At 61.8% G+C, this 16,404-nt stretch carries 13 protein-coding genes; 6 read left to right on the top strand and 7 right to left on the bottom strand.

The window, feature by feature from the left end; translation table 11 throughout:
- Positions 1-187: 187 nt before the first annotated feature.
- Entirely contained in the window at positions 188-763 is a 576-nt protein-coding gene (locus tag BLW80_RS08180; RefSeq protein WP_349633092.1) for a DUF992 domain-containing protein, read from the top strand.
- Between the two features lie 25 nt (positions 764-788).
- Here the strand turns inward: BLW80_RS08180 and BLW80_RS08175 are convergent, their stop codons facing one another.
- Both BLW80_RS08175 and BLW80_RS08170 read right to left on the bottom strand, forming a co-directional pair.
- Positions 789-2,231 carry an alpha/beta hydrolase gene (locus BLW80_RS08175; protein ID WP_093757575.1) on the bottom strand — a complete coding sequence of 481 codons (1,443 nt, stop codon included), beginning with the start codon at positions 2,229-2,231 and terminating at the stop codon, positions 789-791.
- A 178-nt stretch (positions 2,232-2,409) separates the two neighbouring features.
- Positions 2,410-2,721 carry a DUF6894 family protein gene (locus tag BLW80_RS08170; protein WP_170849611.1) on the bottom strand — a complete coding sequence of 104 codons (312 nt, stop codon included), beginning with the start codon at positions 2,719-2,721 and terminating at the stop codon, positions 2,410-2,412.
- A 102-nt stretch (positions 2,722-2,823) separates the two neighbouring features.
- Between BLW80_RS08170 and BLW80_RS30980 the strand changes: the two genes are divergently transcribed.
- On the top strand, positions 2,824-3,108 hold the full coding sequence (locus tag BLW80_RS30980) for a YMGG-like glycine zipper-containing protein (protein ID WP_089263547.1): 285 nt from the start codon (positions 2,824-2,826) through the stop codon (positions 3,106-3,108).
- A gap of 160 nt (positions 3,109-3,268) precedes the next feature.
- The gene (locus BLW80_RS08160) at positions 3,269-3,487 is read left to right on the top strand and encodes a DUF3551 domain-containing protein (RefSeq protein ID WP_089263548.1); all 219 of its coding nucleotides are present in this window, start codon (positions 3,269-3,271) and stop codon (positions 3,485-3,487) included.
- Positions 3,488-3,887: 400 nt separating this feature from the next.
- On the opposite strand, the gene BLW80_RS08155 is transcribed toward BLW80_RS08160, so the two are convergent.
- Together BLW80_RS08155 and BLW80_RS08150 are read right to left on the bottom strand one after the other, a co-directional pair.
- Entirely contained in the window at positions 3,888-6,878 is a 2,991-nt protein-coding gene (locus tag BLW80_RS08155) for an autotransporter family protein (protein ID WP_139285793.1), read from the bottom strand.
- A gap of 317 nt (positions 6,879-7,195) precedes the next feature.
- Positions 7,196-8,842: an amidohydrolase gene (locus tag BLW80_RS08150; protein WP_093757572.1), complete on the bottom strand. Its 1,647-nt coding sequence runs from the start codon at positions 8,840-8,842 to the stop codon at positions 7,196-7,198.
- A gap of 244 nt (positions 8,843-9,086) precedes the next feature.
- Between BLW80_RS08150 and BLW80_RS08145 the strand changes: the two genes are divergently transcribed.
- The 3 genes from BLW80_RS08145 to BLW80_RS08130 all read left to right on the top strand — a co-directional run bounded on the left by BLW80_RS08145 (position 9,087) and on the right by BLW80_RS08130 (position 12,708).
- Positions 9,087-9,479 carry a nitrile hydratase accessory protein gene (locus BLW80_RS08145; RefSeq protein WP_093757571.1) on the top strand — a complete coding sequence of 131 codons (393 nt, stop codon included), beginning with the start codon at positions 9,087-9,089 and terminating at the stop codon, positions 9,477-9,479.
- Positions 9,480-9,738: 259 nt separating this feature from the next.
- The gene (locus tag BLW80_RS08135) at positions 9,739-11,106 is read left to right on the top strand and encodes an aspartate aminotransferase family protein (RefSeq protein ID WP_093757570.1); all 1,368 of its coding nucleotides are present in this window, start codon (positions 9,739-9,741) and stop codon (positions 11,104-11,106) included.
- Between the two features lie 30 nt (positions 11,107-11,136).
- Complete coding sequence (locus BLW80_RS08130; protein WP_093757569.1) at positions 11,137-12,708, top strand: ABC transporter substrate-binding protein; 1,572 nt, start codon at positions 11,137-11,139, stop codon at positions 12,706-12,708.
- 258 nt (positions 12,709-12,966) lie between these two features.
- Here the strand turns inward: BLW80_RS08130 and BLW80_RS08125 are convergent, their stop codons facing one another.
- The 3 genes from BLW80_RS08125 to BLW80_RS08115 are packed head-to-tail and all read right to left on the bottom strand — an operon-like array spanning position 12,967 to position 16,398.
- Entirely contained in the window at positions 12,967-14,622 is a 1,656-nt protein-coding gene (locus tag BLW80_RS08125) for a dipeptide ABC transporter ATP-binding protein (protein ID WP_093757568.1), read from the bottom strand.
- 4 nt (positions 14,623-14,626) lie between these two features.
- Positions 14,627-15,460 carry an ABC transporter permease gene (locus BLW80_RS08120; RefSeq protein ID WP_089263556.1) on the bottom strand — a complete coding sequence of 278 codons (834 nt, stop codon included), beginning with the start codon at positions 15,458-15,460 and terminating at the stop codon, positions 14,627-14,629.
- A complete protein-coding gene (locus tag BLW80_RS08115; RefSeq protein WP_093757567.1) occupies positions 15,457-16,398 on the bottom strand; it encodes an ABC transporter permease in 942 nt (313 codons plus the stop codon). The genes BLW80_RS08120 and BLW80_RS08115 overlap by 4 nt, the downstream gene beginning before the upstream one ends.
- Positions 16,399-16,404: the final 6 nt, after the last annotated feature.

The following is a 16,404-nucleotide window of genomic DNA, read 5'->3' as shown; positions in this document are numbered from 1 at the left end:
TTGTCCATCGGCGCCGCCACTTTCTTACCGAATTTTAAAGTTTCCGGATTCGGCCAAAAGCGAGGCAAAGCAGCCGTAGTTGTGGCGCTCCGGCCTCTGCGCATGACCTGGAATTTTCCGCGGGGACAGGCGTTGCTGCGCGTACCTGAATCCAGATCAATGTTCCCCGGCAATCCGGGTACTCATCATGACCTCTTCAGGGTTTTTCCCGATTAACTATTGCGTGCTGACGGCTAGCCTCGTCCGGCAGAAGCCTGGTTATTTTGTCGCGGTTTCGAGAGGGAAGCAAATGTTCAGCATTCGCATATTGACCGTGGCATGCGCCTTCCTGATCCCGCAGATGCTATCCGCACCGGCTCACGCGCAACAGCTTTTCCGCGTCGGCGGACTGACATGCAGCACCGGTCCGAGAGTCGGGCTAGTTCTAGGCTCACGCCAGGAGATGCAATGTGTCTTCCTGTCGACCGTGGCTGCACGGCAATACAGCTACAGAGGCACGATCAGGCGGGTTGGCCTCGATGTTGGTGTCACGCGCGGGGGAACGCTGTTCTGGGGCGTCTTTGCGCGGAACAGTAATATCGGCCGCGGCACATTGAGAGGCAGCTATGTCGGGGCAAGCGGAAATGTTGCCATCGGCCTGGGTCTTGGCGCCAATGTTCTGGTCGGCGGATCACGCCGTACGATCACGCTGCAGCCGCTCTCTGTCGAGGGCCAGATCGGATTGAATCTGGCACTGGGCATATCCAATCTCGTTCTTCGATAGTCGGCATTTATCATCGATCATCGCTTTATCGGGCGGGTTGAGCGGCCTTTGCGGGGGTGAGAATGCTCTCACCGATCCGGCCGACCATATAGGGGAAGAACGGGTTTGATGACGCCCGCATCAGCGAGTCGAGGCTGGCGATCAGCACATTGCGTTCCCCGCGTGGCGCCAGGGTACCGAGGTTCTCGCCAAAATCCTCGGACTTGTCCGGCTCCGCCCCATAGAGAGAATCGCTGACCGGAAATGGCAGCGCCACGTGTGACAGCGAATAGAATCCCCGTGGATAGTTCAGGCCGAGCGGGCGGGAATGCTCGTCGACGGTGCCAGCCTCGGTCACACGCTCGATCACGTCGTCATTATTGTCACCGGAATTGGTAACGACGGCGAGGCGGTAGCGCCGCGGGCCGGCGGGTACAATACGTGCCAGCGCGGTGTCGGTGCTGGTGCGGAGCAGCGGGCCAAATCGGGCGGTGCGGTTGACGTCGAACAGAACGAGTTCGCTCCCATTGGCCGGCAGATGAGCATAGAGATCGGAGACGATGGCCCGCGTGCTGACGGTGAAATCCATCAGCGACTGGAATGTCAGGATGGGTGGAAACTGACCAAGTCTTCCTTCGCTCGCATAGCGCGCGAGCCTCCGTTGCAGAGCCCTGGTCAGAAGATGCGATTGACGCGCACCGTTCACCGGAAATGAATTGTACTTGAAGGGATTGAACTCCGGAACGACATCGAGCCAAGCGGCCTTGGCGAAGGCGGGCAGAATTGCCGGAAATCCCGCAAGGCCGGCAAACCGTGCAAAACTCGTGATGCCGACCATCGGCGAGATCAGTATCAGGCGGTCGGGTCGCGACAGTTTTTCGTCGTCGATGGCATCAAGCGCATACATGATGGCCAGTGCACCGCCATTGGAAAACCCCACCAGATGCAGCGGCACGGGCGAATCCACATGCTTCTTTACTTCCCGCACTGCGAGCCGCGTGGCTGCCAACCAGTCTTCCCACGCGACGTCGGTCAGCGCAGCCGGAACCGTGCCATGTGCCGGCAGCCTTGGTACGATCGCCAGGAAGCCTTGATCGCGGTAAAAGCGCGCAATATGGCGTTGGCTGTAGGGGGAATCCGTCAGGCCATGAAGAAGCACGACCGCCCCGATCGGCTTCCCCTTCGGCTCCAGCACAAAGGAGCGGTTGAAATCCTGCACGAAATGCGGGGGATAGACCGGGCTGCCTTCGAAGTACCGATTGGGTGGCACACGTTCTGTCGCATCGAGCTTCTGCGATACCTCGCGCTGGACTTCGTCGAAAAGCTCCGCCTCAGCCGCCATGTATTGCGCCCAGTCGGCAGTATCCAGCTTGCTCGCATGGAGCTCATGCGGAACGTAGGTATGCCATGTCTCGAGTGGCAGTCCGCGCTGCGAATCGTAGATGCGGACAGCGAAGATCGTCATCAGCGCGATGCCGAAAAACGCCATCAGGATCTTTGCAAATCTGAAGATTCTGGCCCGCACGACCGACCCCCGTAAATGACGACGTGGTGCAGGATAGTCCGGAAAAACTGAGACGCGACGGGAGATATAAGGGAAAGCACCTGAGCCGGTATCGGGCTTTACCCTGATACTCGGCAACTTCTTCGACGACGACCCGATCCGCCTATGCGACGGCAGCAATATACGAGGCCGTCAGTTGGCCCGGCATCGGAAAGATCCGGTTGCCGTTCTCGTCGAGAACGAACACCAGGCTGGACCTGCAAAGCGCGCCGGCCTTGCCTAGTTCCGTAGCAAGGGCCTGCGCTTGCGTGATTGCAAGCTTCGGATTTGAAAGGCGGCTTCCGACCTCGTCGGAAAAAACTTTCGGCCCGTCCAGGATATGGAAAAAGTATCGCATCGCGCTCCAATAATTCGGAAGAGCCGCGTGTCCCAGTGAATAATTAGTAAGGCGCTGACACATGCGATAGCCCGTCATGTGCACCGACCAAGGGTTTTCCCCGATAGCCATGGTTCTGGATGTGCATTTCAAATCGGAACGCGTGCGGGGGCCACAGCATCAATTGTCAGGGAGTTACGCATGCGAAGGATCTCAGCCTTGCTCGTTCTACTCGCGCTATCTGCAGTGGTTCCGCTGGCGGATGCGCTTGCCCAAAGCGCAGCAGGACGCGGCGCAGTGTCCGGTGCCATCATTGGCGGCGCCGTCGGTGGGCGACGCGGCGCGGCCATAGGCGCTGCCACCGGAGCGGCCGTGGGGAGTCACAGGCGGCATTGGCATAACCGGTATTACTGGCGTCATGGTCGTTGCTGGGTCCGCACATCGAGCGGAAGATCCCACCCGGTATCGCATCGCTATTGCAGGTGAGCGATACGATTGCACCGTTGCGCCTGCGATAGCCATTCCAGCGCATCACGATCTTTCGCCGTGATCGCAGGGGTGATTCCGCGGCTCGGATCAGGTCAACACCCGATATCGTGATGCAATCGCGTCATCCATTATTCCGACGATTGAAAAGGAGGATGCGATGCAGAACCTGAAGAAGCGTTTCTTATTGTCCCTGCTTGTTTCCACGATTGTGGCGAGCGCGAGCATGGTCTTCGTCACCACGCAGAGCGAAGCCAAGGGGAGGGCGTGGTGCGCCAAATCACAGTCGCGGGGCACCGATTGTAGTTATGACACGATCGACCAATGCCGTGCAGCGGTCAGCGGAACAGGTGCCTCCTGTCGCAAGCGCGTCCGTTAAGGCGCCTTGTCGTCATTGAATGGCGCTCCATTGACCCGTAGCTGATCAACGGAGCCTCCATATACAAACGAAGCGGCGGCCTCCGACGGAGGCCGCGTGGGTCTGTGAGCCCTCCGCCCTGGTCGGCGACATCAGCGTTCTGCGTCACAGCAGAAGCGCGCGACAACTAACTCGATCTTTGGTTGGACCTGCGTGATCGTCTCGCCGGCGATGGGAGGCGGAAATGCCCTCGAATGAGGAGGCGACCCTTGCCGGCGACATTTCCCCAGTAAACCAGCAACTCAGGCGGCGAGTGGTAATCCGCGATCTCATGAACAGTCTGGTCGCCGGGAGCGGAGCACAAACATCCATCGTCCTTCACTCATGATGAGTCGGACTCTCGGAGTCAGCCGTCGAATATTCACCAACTAAAACTGGCTCCAAACTTGCCGTTGTATGCGTAGCTCTTTCCTTCGAAGCGAGATTGATACGAAACGCTGGCGAACAGAGTGGCATTCGAGGTCACCTGGCCGCTGACGCCGGCGTTCAATTCGCCCCACGTGCCATTGAGTGTGGCCTGGAAAGGGGTGAAGCCGGTATCGGACGAAAATTCGGTCAGGGGATTTCCGCGAAATTCGTGCCAGAGGCTTGGACGGATCCACGCAGTCAAGTGACGGCGGATCGCATCGTCACCGATGTTCCAACTACGGCCAATACGAGCGCCGATCCGGCTTGCCAACGAATCAACTTTATCGAAGCGAACCTGGGCGCCGACGTCACGGCTACCGGCGAGATCAATCGCCTGATAGGCGACCTGGACCTGCGGCTCGATGAAAAATCCGTGGCGCAAGTTGATCGGATAGCCTGCCTCGACTGATCCGCCGATACCCGTCCCGTCGGTGGTAAGCGAGGTTAGGCCACGATTGGCGTTGCTGGTCACGTCGTACCAGGTGCCCTGCAGCACAGTGTCGAAATACCAGCCAGTCGCGCCAAAGTGAGTCCAGTAACCGCCGAGAGTGTAGCCCTTGACGTCACTTTCGCCGGTGATGCCGTCATAATGAGTAACTCGCCCGTAGGCCCCGCCGAGAGCAAAATATAAACCGAGATGATCCCGGCTGCCGTTGCTGTGTTCGCGGCGCACAAAGTCTTGGCCAGCCTGAAGGCCAAGGAAATTATATGTGTACTGCGGACCGGTGCCGTAAATGCCGCGCGCGTCCCCGTCGCGCCGCCCGGTCATGCCGATAAAGCGGCCCCAGCCTCCGATGAAGGGCGCATCGGCGTTCGACTCAGTGCGTCCACCGACGTCCTCGCGGTCGCCTGTGCGCTCGTGCAACGTATCAAGGAGGTTCCGTCCATAGAGCAGGGCCATCGCAGGCACCGCAGCATAGAGGGAGGTCTCCGGCCGGAAGTTCGGCACCGGCGGTTGCGGTGCTGGACCCGGCGGCGACGGGCATACCGCTGCGTTGGGGGCGAGGCTACAATCGAGCGTCGAGCGGAGATACCACGCTTGCGAGTTGCTAGCATCTACACTGCTGCGATGGAGCGTATATTCGAAGGGGCCAGCCACGACCGGTCCGGCGAGCTTGAATGCAGCCGGCGCCGTCGTGCCGCCGTTGGTCGTGTCGACGACAAGGATGCCGTTGCCTACAGTCAGCTCGCCGCTGCCACCTGCGTTTGTCACGCGCAACGACGTATCACCCGTTGCGGTCCCGCCGTTGATCGAGAGCCTGTCGGATGGCGCACCATCCGTGTCGAGGAACGTATTCAATCCGATGGTTCCGCCGACGCCCGCATAGTTGATGGCGCTCAGCGTCTTGAACGCCCCGCCCGACGGCGGTGCAAAATCGATCAAGCTCGACGTGTTGCTAAGATTGGAAACGTTGGAGTTGCCGGTCACCTTCCATGTCGTTGCATTTTGCAATGTCACATTTGACGTGCTTCCCGCGTCCGTCACCGCTGCGCCGGTAAGTGTCGAAGATGCTGCTATCAAGTTCAGCGTTCCATTGGCAACGACTTCCAGGAGATTCGGATTTCCGGCGAGTGAGGAGCCAAGCAATGTTGCATTCAGCGTCGTGCCGGAGGTCCGGATACCTGCGCCCTGGGCTGAACTGAGTGTGCTGTTTGAAATCTGCGCAATACTGACCCCCGTGTCGTAGGCAGAGGAGTACAGCGCGGCGCCGCCCGCACCGGAAACGGTCAGGGTGCTGTCGTTCAGCGCAAGGCTGCTTCCGCCGCGGACGCTAGCACCATGAGATCCAGTTCCGAATGTTCTGACTGTCACTCCGTTCGCAGTGAGAGTTGAGCCGGTTGGACTGGCAGAAGGCGTTGCGGCATCGTCGAGCAATATGAGTGCTGTCGGAACCGCCGGCGTGGCCGATAGAGTCGAAAGCAACCCGACCGAAAAAAGACCTGCCGCCGATGCGCCTGTGGTTGTGACCGTTCCGCCGTTCAAGATGAGCTGGCCACCAAATTGCGCGCTTGCGCCAATTCCGCTGGCCCCGCTCGTGACCACCGTGGCGTTGGTTGCAGTCAACGTACTTCCCAATGTCGCCAGCAGGCCGAACGATGAGGCTCCGGAGGTTGTGAACGTCCCTCCTGTGACTGCGACGGAGCCGGCATTGTCGGCCCTGGCTCCGTGCGAGTTGTCGCCAATCGTCGTGACCGCAAGATTGTCGAGTGTCATGCTTCCGTAAAACCCGTTGGCGCCGCCGGCCGTTGGGCCACTTGTACGGATAATGATATTTGCCGCATCAATCGTGGCGGTACTGTCGATGGTGATGAGGGCGTCGGCGCCGCTGCCGGTGGTTGTGATCGAGCCTCCATTGAGAGCGATATGCCCAGCTGCATTCGCCCGCGCTCCGTAGCCAGCGCCCCCGGTCGTGTTGATGGTCACGTTGGTCGCTGTTATCATCGCGTTGGCTTGGGTGGCAAAAAGACCATAGGCCATACTGCCAGCTGTCGTGACCGAAACGCCGGCAAGGTTTACGGTCCCACCCTGTGCCGCTTCGACGCCGTAGGCGTTGCTACCTGTCGTGAAGACGGTGGTGTCGGTCGCATTGACGATCGAGTTGATCCCCGTTGCGAACAGACCCACTCCGCCTCCGCCGGTGGTCGAAACGGACGAGCCGCTGAAGAGCGTGATACTGCCGCCGCTCTGCGCGTATGCCGCGTGGGAGGCTGAGCCCCCTGTGATCACACTCAGCGGGCTGAAGCTATCGATGATTCCATTGTTGAGTGCGTAGAGCCCGTAGCCTGCCGTGGGCGCCAACACGCCCGTGTTGATCGTTCCACTCGCGTTCTGCGTGGTGCCGTTCGCGACGACCTGCTGGGCATTTGCAGTGCAGCAATCCAGCAGATCTGATACTGAAATAACAACCAGACTGAGCGCGGTCGTCCCTAAGTATTTTCGCATGATGACTTCTCCGATCACCAGGCGGTCTTCGTTGGGCGACTTCGGCCTCAGCGAATCTCAGCCGAAAAATCAGAGAGGCAATCATCTCGATCGCTGCGCGTATTGCTATTGGGGGAAACCCTGAATATCGGGGCAATTAAAGATCGTGATCGTTATGACGACATCTCCCGTACGCGTTTGGCGCTGCAGCTTGATGTCGAGATCCGCTCTGGTCGGCATGACCTGCATCAGGACCAGCCGACCAGACACCCATAGACCAGAATCGGGATCGCAAGAAGAATGCGCCGGATTGCACAGCGCAGCATCTAGCGTCCTCTCTATTCCGCGGCGACTGCAACCTGACCCAGCCTGTCGAAGACGACGTCGCCACCCAGAATGGTGAGGTCGCAGCGGGTGTCTTTCTCGACTTCCTCGGGCGCACAGGTGAAGACGTCGTGGCTGAGCACGGCGATATCTGCGAGCTGGCCCGGCACCAGACGGCCCATGCGATCTTCGGCGAATTGCGTATAGGCGCCGAAATAGGTGTAGGCGTGGATCGCTTCCGCCATCGACAGCTTCTGCCCTTCGCCGAGCAATGTATGGCGGTTGGACATGCGCGTCGTCATCGTGAACAGGTTCTTGAACGGATCGGTGGTCGAGACCGGCGCGTCCGAACTCGCTGCGGGATGCAGGCCGGCGTCGAACCACTTGCGCATGGGATAGGCGACATCAGTGCGCGCCTGGCCGAGATTGGTGATGTAGAGATCGCCGAATTCATACATGAAGACCGGCTGCGGCACCGGATCGATGCCCGAGGCGGCCATGCGTGCGATCTGGCTGTCGCTCAGGAAGCCGCAATGCTCGATGCGGTGGCGGCGACCGAGGATAGGGTTCTCCGCCGTCGAGGCTTTCTCGATGCCTGACAGCACCTGCTCGATGGCGGCATCGCCGATGGCGTGGATCGCGAGCTGGTAGCCGAGGCCGTGATAATGCGCGAGATAGTCGTGCATCTCTTTGTCGGTGTAGCAGAAGATACCGCGGTTATCGGGATCGCCCACGAGATAGGGCTCGGACATCGCAGCGGTGAGGCCGCCGGCGCTGCCGTCGCCAAACACTTTCATCGCGCCATAGCGCAGCATGCCGACCTCGCGGCCGAAGCGATAACCTGCAGCATGGGCCTGATCGCCGATGCCGTCGGTGTTGCCGTAGATACAGACCCAGGTGCGGATCGGCAGCGTATTCGATTTCGCAAGATGCTCGTAGGCATCGATCTCGTCCATGCCCGCGGCCATGCCGACCGCGGCGTCCATCACGCTGGTGAAGCCTTGCTCGAGCATGAACCGGCTGGCGCGGTCGATCGCATCGCGCAGGCGTTCGGCGCTGGGCTTCGGCGCGGCGTCGACGATCAGGCGCAGCGCGCGTTCGGCGAGCAGGCCGGTGAGCTTGTTGTCGCGGCGCTCGATCATGCCGCCATCAGGCTGCGGCGTGTTGTGGCCGATGCCGGCTGCGCGCATCGCCTGCGTGTTGATCACAGCGACATGGCCGCAGGTGCGCTTGAGATAGACCGGATTGTTTGGCGAAACCTGATCGAGCTCTTCCGCGGTGGGGTGACGCTTTTCCGCGAGCTCGTAATGGTCATAGCCGCGGCCATTGATCCATTCGCCGGGCTTGGCCGTCTTGGCTTTCTCGGCGACGCGGCGCAGGATTTCGCCGATCGAGTTGGCGCCGGTCTCCGGCCGCAGATTGATCTCGGTCATGGTCAGGCCGAGCGGCAGCAGATGCATATGGGCGTCGTTCAGGCCCGGGATGGCGGTGCGGCCGGCGAGTTCGATGATGCGCGTATCCGGCCCGGCAAGCTCGGCGATTGTCTCGGCCGAACCGGTCGCCAGCACGCGTCCCGATGCGATCGCGATGGCTTCGACAAAGCCCTCGTTGAGACCACAGAACACGCGTCCTCCGGTCAGGATGAGGCTCGGCTTTTCCATCTTAAGTCTACCTTTTATTCACGGGATCGAGTGCAGCGACGGGTACGCCAAAATTATTCAGCGGAGCAAGATCGCAGATTGTGCAGTGTGAGCCTGCAGACGGGGCAACGCGCCGCATATCGCGCTTTATGTTGGAGTTTTTCTCGCAGGTCAGGAATTAGACACCTGCCATGCGCGTCACGCAGCGACATTTGCGTGAGGCGCACGTCGGTGTAGGATTCGCCTGATGTCTGGAGCCGGTGTGATGACGACCAATACTCAAGCTGCAACGCGTGCGACGGTCGAAATCCCGAGCATCCCCTGCGACGCCGAGGGTCCGGTGTTTCGCGAGCCGTGGGAGGCCCAGGCCTTTGCCATGGCCGTGACGCTGCATGAGCGCGGCGTGTTTACCTGGACGGAATGGGCTGCGGCGCTGGCTGCCGAGATCAAGCGCGCCCAGGCAGGCGGCGATGCCGACACCGGCGAGACCTATTACCGCCACTGGCTGGCGACGCTGGAAAATCTGATCGCCGAGAAGGGTGTGACTACGGCGGATACGCTGCATCGCTACCGCGATGCCTGGGACCACGCCGCCGATCGCACGCCGCATGGCCAGCCGATCGAGCTGACCCCGGCGGATTTCGATCGCCACGCGTAGAGCCGCGGCGCACGCCTCTCTCCGCCGTCATGGCCGGGTTTGTCCCGGCCATCCACGTTTTTGACAGAAGTGAAGTGAGGCGTGGATGCCCGGGACAAGCCCGGGCATGACGAGTTCTTATTGAAGCGTCATCCCTCACGGTGCGCAGCGCGCACCACCGACCCCCTGTTTGGCATCTCCCGCAATCGCCTGGGCAATTCGATGATCCCTTCGTTGACGCTGGCCCCGTCGTGGCTGTCCGGCGTCGTCGGAGAAAAACATGCTCGATACAACAAGAACAACCGGCGATTTGCAGGCGCTCGATGGCGCGCATCACGTCCATTCCTTCACCGATCCCGCCGTGATCACCAGCGGCAAGACCCGCGTCGTGGTGCGCGGCGAGGGCTGCCAGATCTGGGACAGTGACGGGCGCAGATTCCTGGACGGCATGGCCGGGCTGTGGTGCGTCAATGTCGGCTATGGCCGGCAGGAACTGGTCGAGGCTGCCACACGGCAGATGGCGGAGTTGCCCTTCTACAGCAACCATTTCCAGTCGACGACCCCGGCCATGACGGAGCTCGCGCACAAGCTGTCGCAGTTGACACCGGAAGGTCTCGACCACTTCCTGTTCACCTCGTCCGGCTCCGAAGCCAACGACACCATCGTCCGCATGGTGCGCTATTTCTGGAAGCTGCAGGGCAAGCCGGCCAAGCGCACCTTCATCAGCCGCACCATGGCCTATCACGGCAGCACGCTGGCAGCCGTGAGCCTGTGCGGAATGCCGCATATGCACGCGATGGACGGCGGCACGCTGCCCGGCTTCGCGCATATCCAGCATCCGCACTGGTACATGTTCGGTGGCGAGCTCACCAAAGAGGAGTTCGGACTGCAGGCCGCGGAGGCGCTCGAGCAGAAGATCCTCGAACTCGGGCCCGAGAATGTCGCGGCCTTCATCGGCGAACCCGTGCAGGGCGCTGGCGGTGTGATCGATCCGCCATCGACCTACTGGCCGGAAATCCAGCGCATCTGCCGCAAATACGATGTGCTGCTGATTGCGGATGAAGTGATCTGTGGCTTCGGCCGCACCGGCCAATGGTTCGGCGCTCAGACTTATGGCATCACGCCGGACCTGATGACATTGGCCAAGGGCCTGTCCTCCGGCTATCTGCCGATCGCCGCGGTTGCGATGAACAAGCGGGTGTTCGAGACGATTGGCAGTGGCGGACTGCTTGCCCATGGTTATACGTATTCCGGCCATCCCGTCGCCTGCGCGGTGGCGCTCGCCAATATCGACATCATTGAACGCGAAGGCCTGGTCGATCGCGTCCGCGACGATATCGGCCCCTATCTGCATCAGGCGCTGGCGCAATTCGAACAGCATCCGGTCGTGGGCGAGGTGCGCGGCATAGGCACGCTGGCGGCGCTGCAACTGGTCAAGGGCAAGGACACCCGCGAGATCTTCACGGTCGAGGACGGCGCCGGGGTCTTCTGCCGCGAGGCCGCCTACAATCAGGGCCTGATCGTTCGCGCCGTCGGCCAGTCGATCGTACTCAGCCCGTCGCTGGTCATTACTCATGCCGAGATCGATGAACTCGTCGACAAGCTCAAGCGCGCACTCGACGAGACGGCACGGAACTTTGGACTTTAGACATTTGTGCAACGTGATTTGGAGAGCCGCATGAGGATGAGATCTGCTTTCGCCGCCATTGTCGCGGCTTTCACATTCGCAAGCGCTGCCGCCGCCGAGGAGCCGATCCGCGGCGGCACCATGCGCATCGTCATGACCGCCGATATCCGCACCCTCGACGCCTCGCGCAGCGACAATCTCACCGATCACGTCCTCAACCATATCTATGAGCAGCTTGTCGCGCACAGGAACGACATGACCATCGGCCCCGCCGCAGCCGAGAGCTGGGACGTGTCGCCGGACGGCAAGACCTACAGCTTCAAGCTCCGCGACGGAATGGTCTATCACAACGGCGACAAGGTGAAGGCCGCCGACGTCAAGTGGCTGTGGGACCGCCGCATGGCGGCCCCGAAGTCCGGTGCGCCATGGGTCTGCGCCGCGAGCTTCGACGGGTCGCGCGGCATGAAGGTCGAATCGGTGGAAGCGCCCGACGACGGCACCGTCGTGTTCACGCTGGACAAGCCGAACACGCTGTTCCTGGTGCGGCTCGCCGACATCGTCTGCAATTTCTGGATCGCCAGCCCGAAGAATGTCGATGCCGACGGCAACTGGATCGCCAATTCTGCGATCGGCTCCGGCTCGTTCAAGCTGAAGGAATGGCGCAAGGAGCAGTATGTTTCGCTGGAGCGTTTCGCGGACTATGTGCCGTCGAAGCAGAAGCGCGACGGTTTCGGCGGCGACCGCACCAGCTATTTCGACGAGGTGCGCTTCGTCGTCATCCCCGACAAGACCGCGGCGGAAACCGCGTTGCTTGCGGGGCAGGTCGATATCGTTACCTATCTCCAGGTCTCCCGCATCGAGGAGATGAAGAAGCGCGGCGCCGTGGTGAAGACCGCGCCGGGCCTGTCGCTGTCGGCGATCCTGATCCAGACCACTGACCCCTTGATGTCGAACGTCAAGATCCGCCGGGCGCTGGCACATGGGATCGACTTCAAGGAGATGGCCGAGACCAAGTTGATGGGGCTCACCGAATTCAATCCCTCGGGCGTCGCGGAATCCTCGGCCTATTTCGACAAGTCGTTCCAGGCCTGGCCGAAATACGATCCGGAAGCCGCCAGGAAGCTGCTGAAGGAGGCCGGCTACAAGGGCGAGCCGATCAAGATGCAGACCAACAAGCGCTATATCGGCATGTATGAAAATGCCGTTGTGGTGCAGGCCATGCTCAACGCCGCCGGCTTCAACGTGCAGCTCGACGTCATCGACTGGGCGGCGCAGCTCGAGAACTGGATGAGCGGCAAGTTCCAGCTGCAGTCGTTCGGCTATTCGTCCCGTGCCGACCCGATGCTGATGTATGGCACCATCATCGGCAACAAGGGCAAGGCGCCGACCTCGCAATGGGATGATCCGGACGCGCAGGCGCTCTATCTCAAGGTGCTAAACGCCATCGGCTTTGACGAGCGCAAGGCGATCCTCAAGCAGCTCCACGCCAAAATGGCAGAGGAAGTGCCCATCCTCGGGCTTTACTACTATCCCGTAATCGAGGCGGTCTCGCCGAAGCTCGTGAATTACGAGTCATGGCCGCTCGAAAAACCGCGCGCCTGGGGTGTGTGGAAGAAGCCGTAACTGCCCGCAGCGTTACGGTAGACTTGAAGACCCGGAGCCAGCGACGGCTCCGGGTTTTTTCGTGGGGGGATACTTAGAGAAGTGGGAGGAGCGCTTGGAGATGGTGTGCACCGACCTCTCCCCACGTCATTGCCGGGCTTGACCCGGCAATCTATCTTTCAGGCGACGAGAGTGGCGTGTGGGGCAAAGATGGATACGCGGGTTGTCTAGCGAAGCTCGCTTCGCGCTGCCCGCGTATGAGGGCCGGAGAAATCGGCGCTAGACGACTGTTGCGGCCACCGCTCCCTCAAATCTCCGGTCCAGCAGCATCGCCGCATTCAGCAACCGCTTCGTATAGTCATGCTGCGGCCGGTCGAAAATATCGTCCCGGCTGCCGACCTCGACAATCTTTCCGTTCTGCATGACGGCGACGCGGTCGGCGACCTGTTCGACGGCGCCGAGATCATGCGAGACGAACAGACACGCAAACCCATAGCGCTCCTGCAACTCGCGGATCAGTTTCAGGATCTGCTTCTGCACGGTCATGTCGAGCGCGGACACCGGCTCGTCGGCGACCACGAAGGCCGGGCGCCGTGCGATGGCGCGGGCGATGGCCACGCGCTGGCGCTGGCCGCCGGAGAGCTGATGCGGCAGCCGGCGCAGGAAGTCCTGGGACAGGCCGACTTCGTCGAGCACCTCACGCACGCGGAGTTCGCGCGCCTTGCCATCCATTGTGGTGTCGAGGCGCAGTGGTTCGCCGACGATGTCGCCGATGCGTTGGCGCGGATCGAGCGAGGAATACGGATCCTGAAAGATGATCTGCATTTCCTCGCGCTGCAGCCGCGCCGCGCGGCCGCGCCAGGTCATGATCTGCCCGCCGCGGAAGGCGATACTGCCGGAGGTCGGTGTGATCAGGCCGACGGTGGCGCGGCCAAGCGTGGTCTTGCCGGAGCCGGAGCCGCCGACCAGCGCCAGCGTCTCGCCCTCGCCGATGGTGAGATCGACGCCGTCGACGGCGCGCTTGGCCTCCGTGCGGCCGAACAGGCGCGGGCGTCCCGCATAGTCGATCACCACATCGCGCAATTCGACCAGCGGTTTGATCGTGCGGGCGCTGCGTAAGCCGCCGGCGCTTCGTCGCGGCAGCGCGTCGACGAGACGCTGAGTATAGTCGTGCTGCGGCGACGACAGCACGTCGAGGCTGCGACCCTGTTCGACGATCCGGCCCTTCAGCATCACGGCGACATCGCGCACATAATGTGACACCATGCCGAGGTCGTGGCTGATCAGCAGCACCGCGGTGCCGTTCTCCTGCGTCAGCTCGACCATCAGGTCGAGCACGTCGCGCTGTACCAGCGTGTCGAGCGCCGTGGTCGGTTCGTCAGCGATCAACAGGTCCGGCTTCAGCAGCATCACCGAGGCCAGCATGATGCGCTGGCGCATGCCACCGGAAAATTCATGCGGATAGGCGTCGAGGCATTGAACGGGATTGGGGATGCTGACGCGCTTCAGCATCGAGAGGCAGCGCTCGCGGATCTCGCCGCGCGACAGCCGGCGATGATGCAGCGCGAGGCCTTCGGCCATCTGGCGGCCGATGGTCATCGACGGATTGAGCGATACCATCGGCTCCTGGAACACCATCCCGATATGGGCGCCGCGGATTTTGCGCAGGGCCGGCGGCGCGATGCCGACCAGCTCGGTGTGGCGGAACCTGATGCTGCTGCCCGGTGCGGCGATCAGCGGTGTCGGCAACAGGCCGAGCACCGCGCGTGCCGCCATGGTTTTACCGGAGCCGGATTCGCCGACCAGCGCCAGCATGCTGCCGGGCATGATGGAGAAGCTGGCATCGTCGACGAGCTTGTTGCCGTCGGGGCCGACGGTCACGGTCAGATGCTCGGCGGCAATGACGGGCTGCGATGGATCGGGTTTCATCGTCATCGCATTACGCCTGCATCTTAGGGTCGAGCCAGTCGCGCAGCGCATCGCCCAGCATATTGATGCCGAGCAGCGTCAGCGAGATGCACAGGCCCGGCAAAATGAGCAAATACGGCGCCTGCGTGATGAAAGGCCGGCCCGAGGCCAGCATGTTGCCCCAGCTCGGCGCCGGCGGTGGCACGCCGAGGCCGAGAAAGCTCAGCGCGCTCTCCGACAGGATGACCCAGCCGAACATCGTGGTGGCCAGCACCGTGATCGGTGCCATGCAGTTCGGCAGCACATGGCGCACCATGGTCACGAGTTCCGAATTGCCCATCACTCGCGATGCCTCGATGTATTCGCGTTCGCGCACCGACAGCACGCTGGCGCGTGCGACGCGCACCACGGCGGGCATATAGGCGACGCTGAGCGCCAGGATCAGCGCCTCGCGGCTGGCGCCCGAGATCGCCATGATGAACAGCGCCAGCAGCAGGCCTGGAAAGGCCAGCAGCGAGTCGTTGAGGATCATCAGGATGCGGTCGGTCCAACCGCGGAGGAAGCCGGCGACGATGCCGAACAGCAGGCCGAGCGAGACGGCGATGGCAACGGTGGCGAGCGCGATCCAGCCGGTGGTGCGTGCGCCATAGATCAGTCGGCTCAGCACGTCACGGCCGAATTCGTCGGCGCCGAACAGATGCGATGCGGACGGCGCCTTCAGCACGGCGCGCAGGTTGAGTTTGAGCGGATCATACGGCGCCAGCATCGGCCCGAAGATCGCGAGCAGGGTCAGCAGCAGGACGAGGCCGCCGCCGATCAGGAGATTGGCGCGGCCGCGCGCGAGGCGGGGGAAATAGCGCGTCATTGGGCGATCTTGGGGTCAAACAGCGGATACAGCATGTCGACGATCAGATTGACGATGACATAGATGACGCTGATGAACAGGATGCAGCCCTGCACCACCGGATAGTCGCGGGCATAGATCGCCTCGACCAGCAGGCGGCCGAGGCCGGGAATGGTGAATACCGTCTCGGTGATGGCGATGCCGCCGAGTAATCCGCCGAGGATCAGGCCGATCAATGTCCAGGTCGGCGCAAACGCATTACGAAACGCGTGACTCCACATCACCTCGGATTCGGACAGGCCCTTGGCGCGGGCATGGGTGATATATTCGAGCCGGGAGACCTCGATGGTGGAGGCGCGCGCCATGCGCACGATCGGGCCGAGTTCGACCATGATCAGCGTCAGCACCGGCATGAAGATGAACAGTACGCCCTGCCGGAAATTCTCGCTCAGCGACACGTAGCCGATGACGGGAAACCATTCGAGCCACATGCCGAATACCAAGAGGATCATCAGGCCGAGCCAGAAGCTCGGGATCGACAACAAGAGCGTTGAGAGTGCCACCGTGCCGTAGTCGGCGAAGGTGCCCTGCCGCCAAGCCGCGAACATGCCGGCCGGCACGGCGATGAGCGCGGCAAACACCACGGCTGTGACGACGATGGTCGCGGACACCGCGAAGCGATCGAGCATCAGCGGCAGCACGTGTTCGCCTGATGAGATCGACTTGCCGAAGTCGCCGGAAAAAATATGGCCGAGCCAGGTCAGATATTGCGACGGCAGCGCGCCGGACAGACCCATCTCCCGGCGCAGCGCCTCGACCTGCTCGGGCGTCGCGAGATCGCCGAGCATGACGGAAGCAGGATCGCCGGGGATCAGCCGCATGGCAAAAAAGATCGCCGCCGATACGATGATCAGTGTCGGCACCGCCTGCAGCAGACGTCCGAGCAGGAAGCGGCCCATCACGCT

Origin of the sequence: Tardiphaga sp. OK245 (assembly GCF_900108575.1) — a bacterium.
Classification (GTDB): domain Bacteria; phylum Pseudomonadota; class Alphaproteobacteria; order Rhizobiales; family Xanthobacteraceae; genus Tardiphaga; species Tardiphaga robiniae.
The sequence above is the reverse complement of the archived record's forward strand: the minus strand, read 5'-3'. Positions and strand labels throughout refer to the sequence as shown.

Bases quoted from the DNA above. Each gene is read 5' to 3' on its own strand.
- BLW80_RS08180 (WP_349633092.1), top strand. From the start codon at position 188: ATGACCTCTTCAGGGTTTTTCCCGATTAACTATTGCGTGCTGACGGCT.
- BLW80_RS08175 (WP_093757575.1), bottom strand. From the start codon at position 2,231: ATGGCGTTTTTCGGCATCGCGCTGATGACGATCTTCGCTGTCCGCATC.
- BLW80_RS08170 (WP_170849611.1), bottom strand. From the start codon at position 2,721: ATGACGGGCTATCGCATGTGTCAGCGCCTTACTAATTATTCACTGGGA.
- BLW80_RS30980 (WP_089263547.1), top strand. From the start codon at position 2,824: ATGCGAAGGATCTCAGCCTTGCTCGTTCTACTCGCGCTATCTGCAGTG.
- BLW80_RS08160 (WP_089263548.1), top strand. From the start codon at position 3,269: ATGCAGAACCTGAAGAAGCGTTTCTTATTGTCCCTGCTTGTTTCCACG.
- BLW80_RS08155 (WP_139285793.1), bottom strand. From the start codon at position 6,878: ATGCGAAAATACTTAGGGACGACCGCGCTCAGTCTGGTTGTTATTTCA.
- BLW80_RS08150 (WP_093757572.1), bottom strand. From the start codon at position 8,842: ATGGAAAAGCCGAGCCTCATCCTGACCGGAGGACGCGTGTTCTGTGGT.
- BLW80_RS08145 (WP_093757571.1), top strand. From the start codon at position 9,087: ATGACGACCAATACTCAAGCTGCAACGCGTGCGACGGTCGAAATCCCG.
- BLW80_RS08135 (WP_093757570.1), top strand. From the start codon at position 9,739: ATGCTCGATACAACAAGAACAACCGGCGATTTGCAGGCGCTCGATGGC.
- BLW80_RS08130 (WP_093757569.1), top strand. From the start codon at position 11,137: ATGAGGATGAGATCTGCTTTCGCCGCCATTGTCGCGGCTTTCACATTC.
- BLW80_RS08125 (WP_093757568.1), bottom strand. From the start codon at position 14,622: ATGACGATGAAACCCGATCCATCGCAGCCCGTCATTGCCGCCGAGCAT.
- BLW80_RS08120 (WP_089263556.1), bottom strand. From the start codon at position 15,460: ATGACGCGCTATTTCCCCCGCCTCGCGCGCGGCCGCGCCAATCTCCTG.
- BLW80_RS08115 (WP_093757567.1), bottom strand. From the start codon at position 16,398: ATGGGCCGCTTCCTGCTCGGACGTCTGCTGCAGGCGGTGCCGACACTG.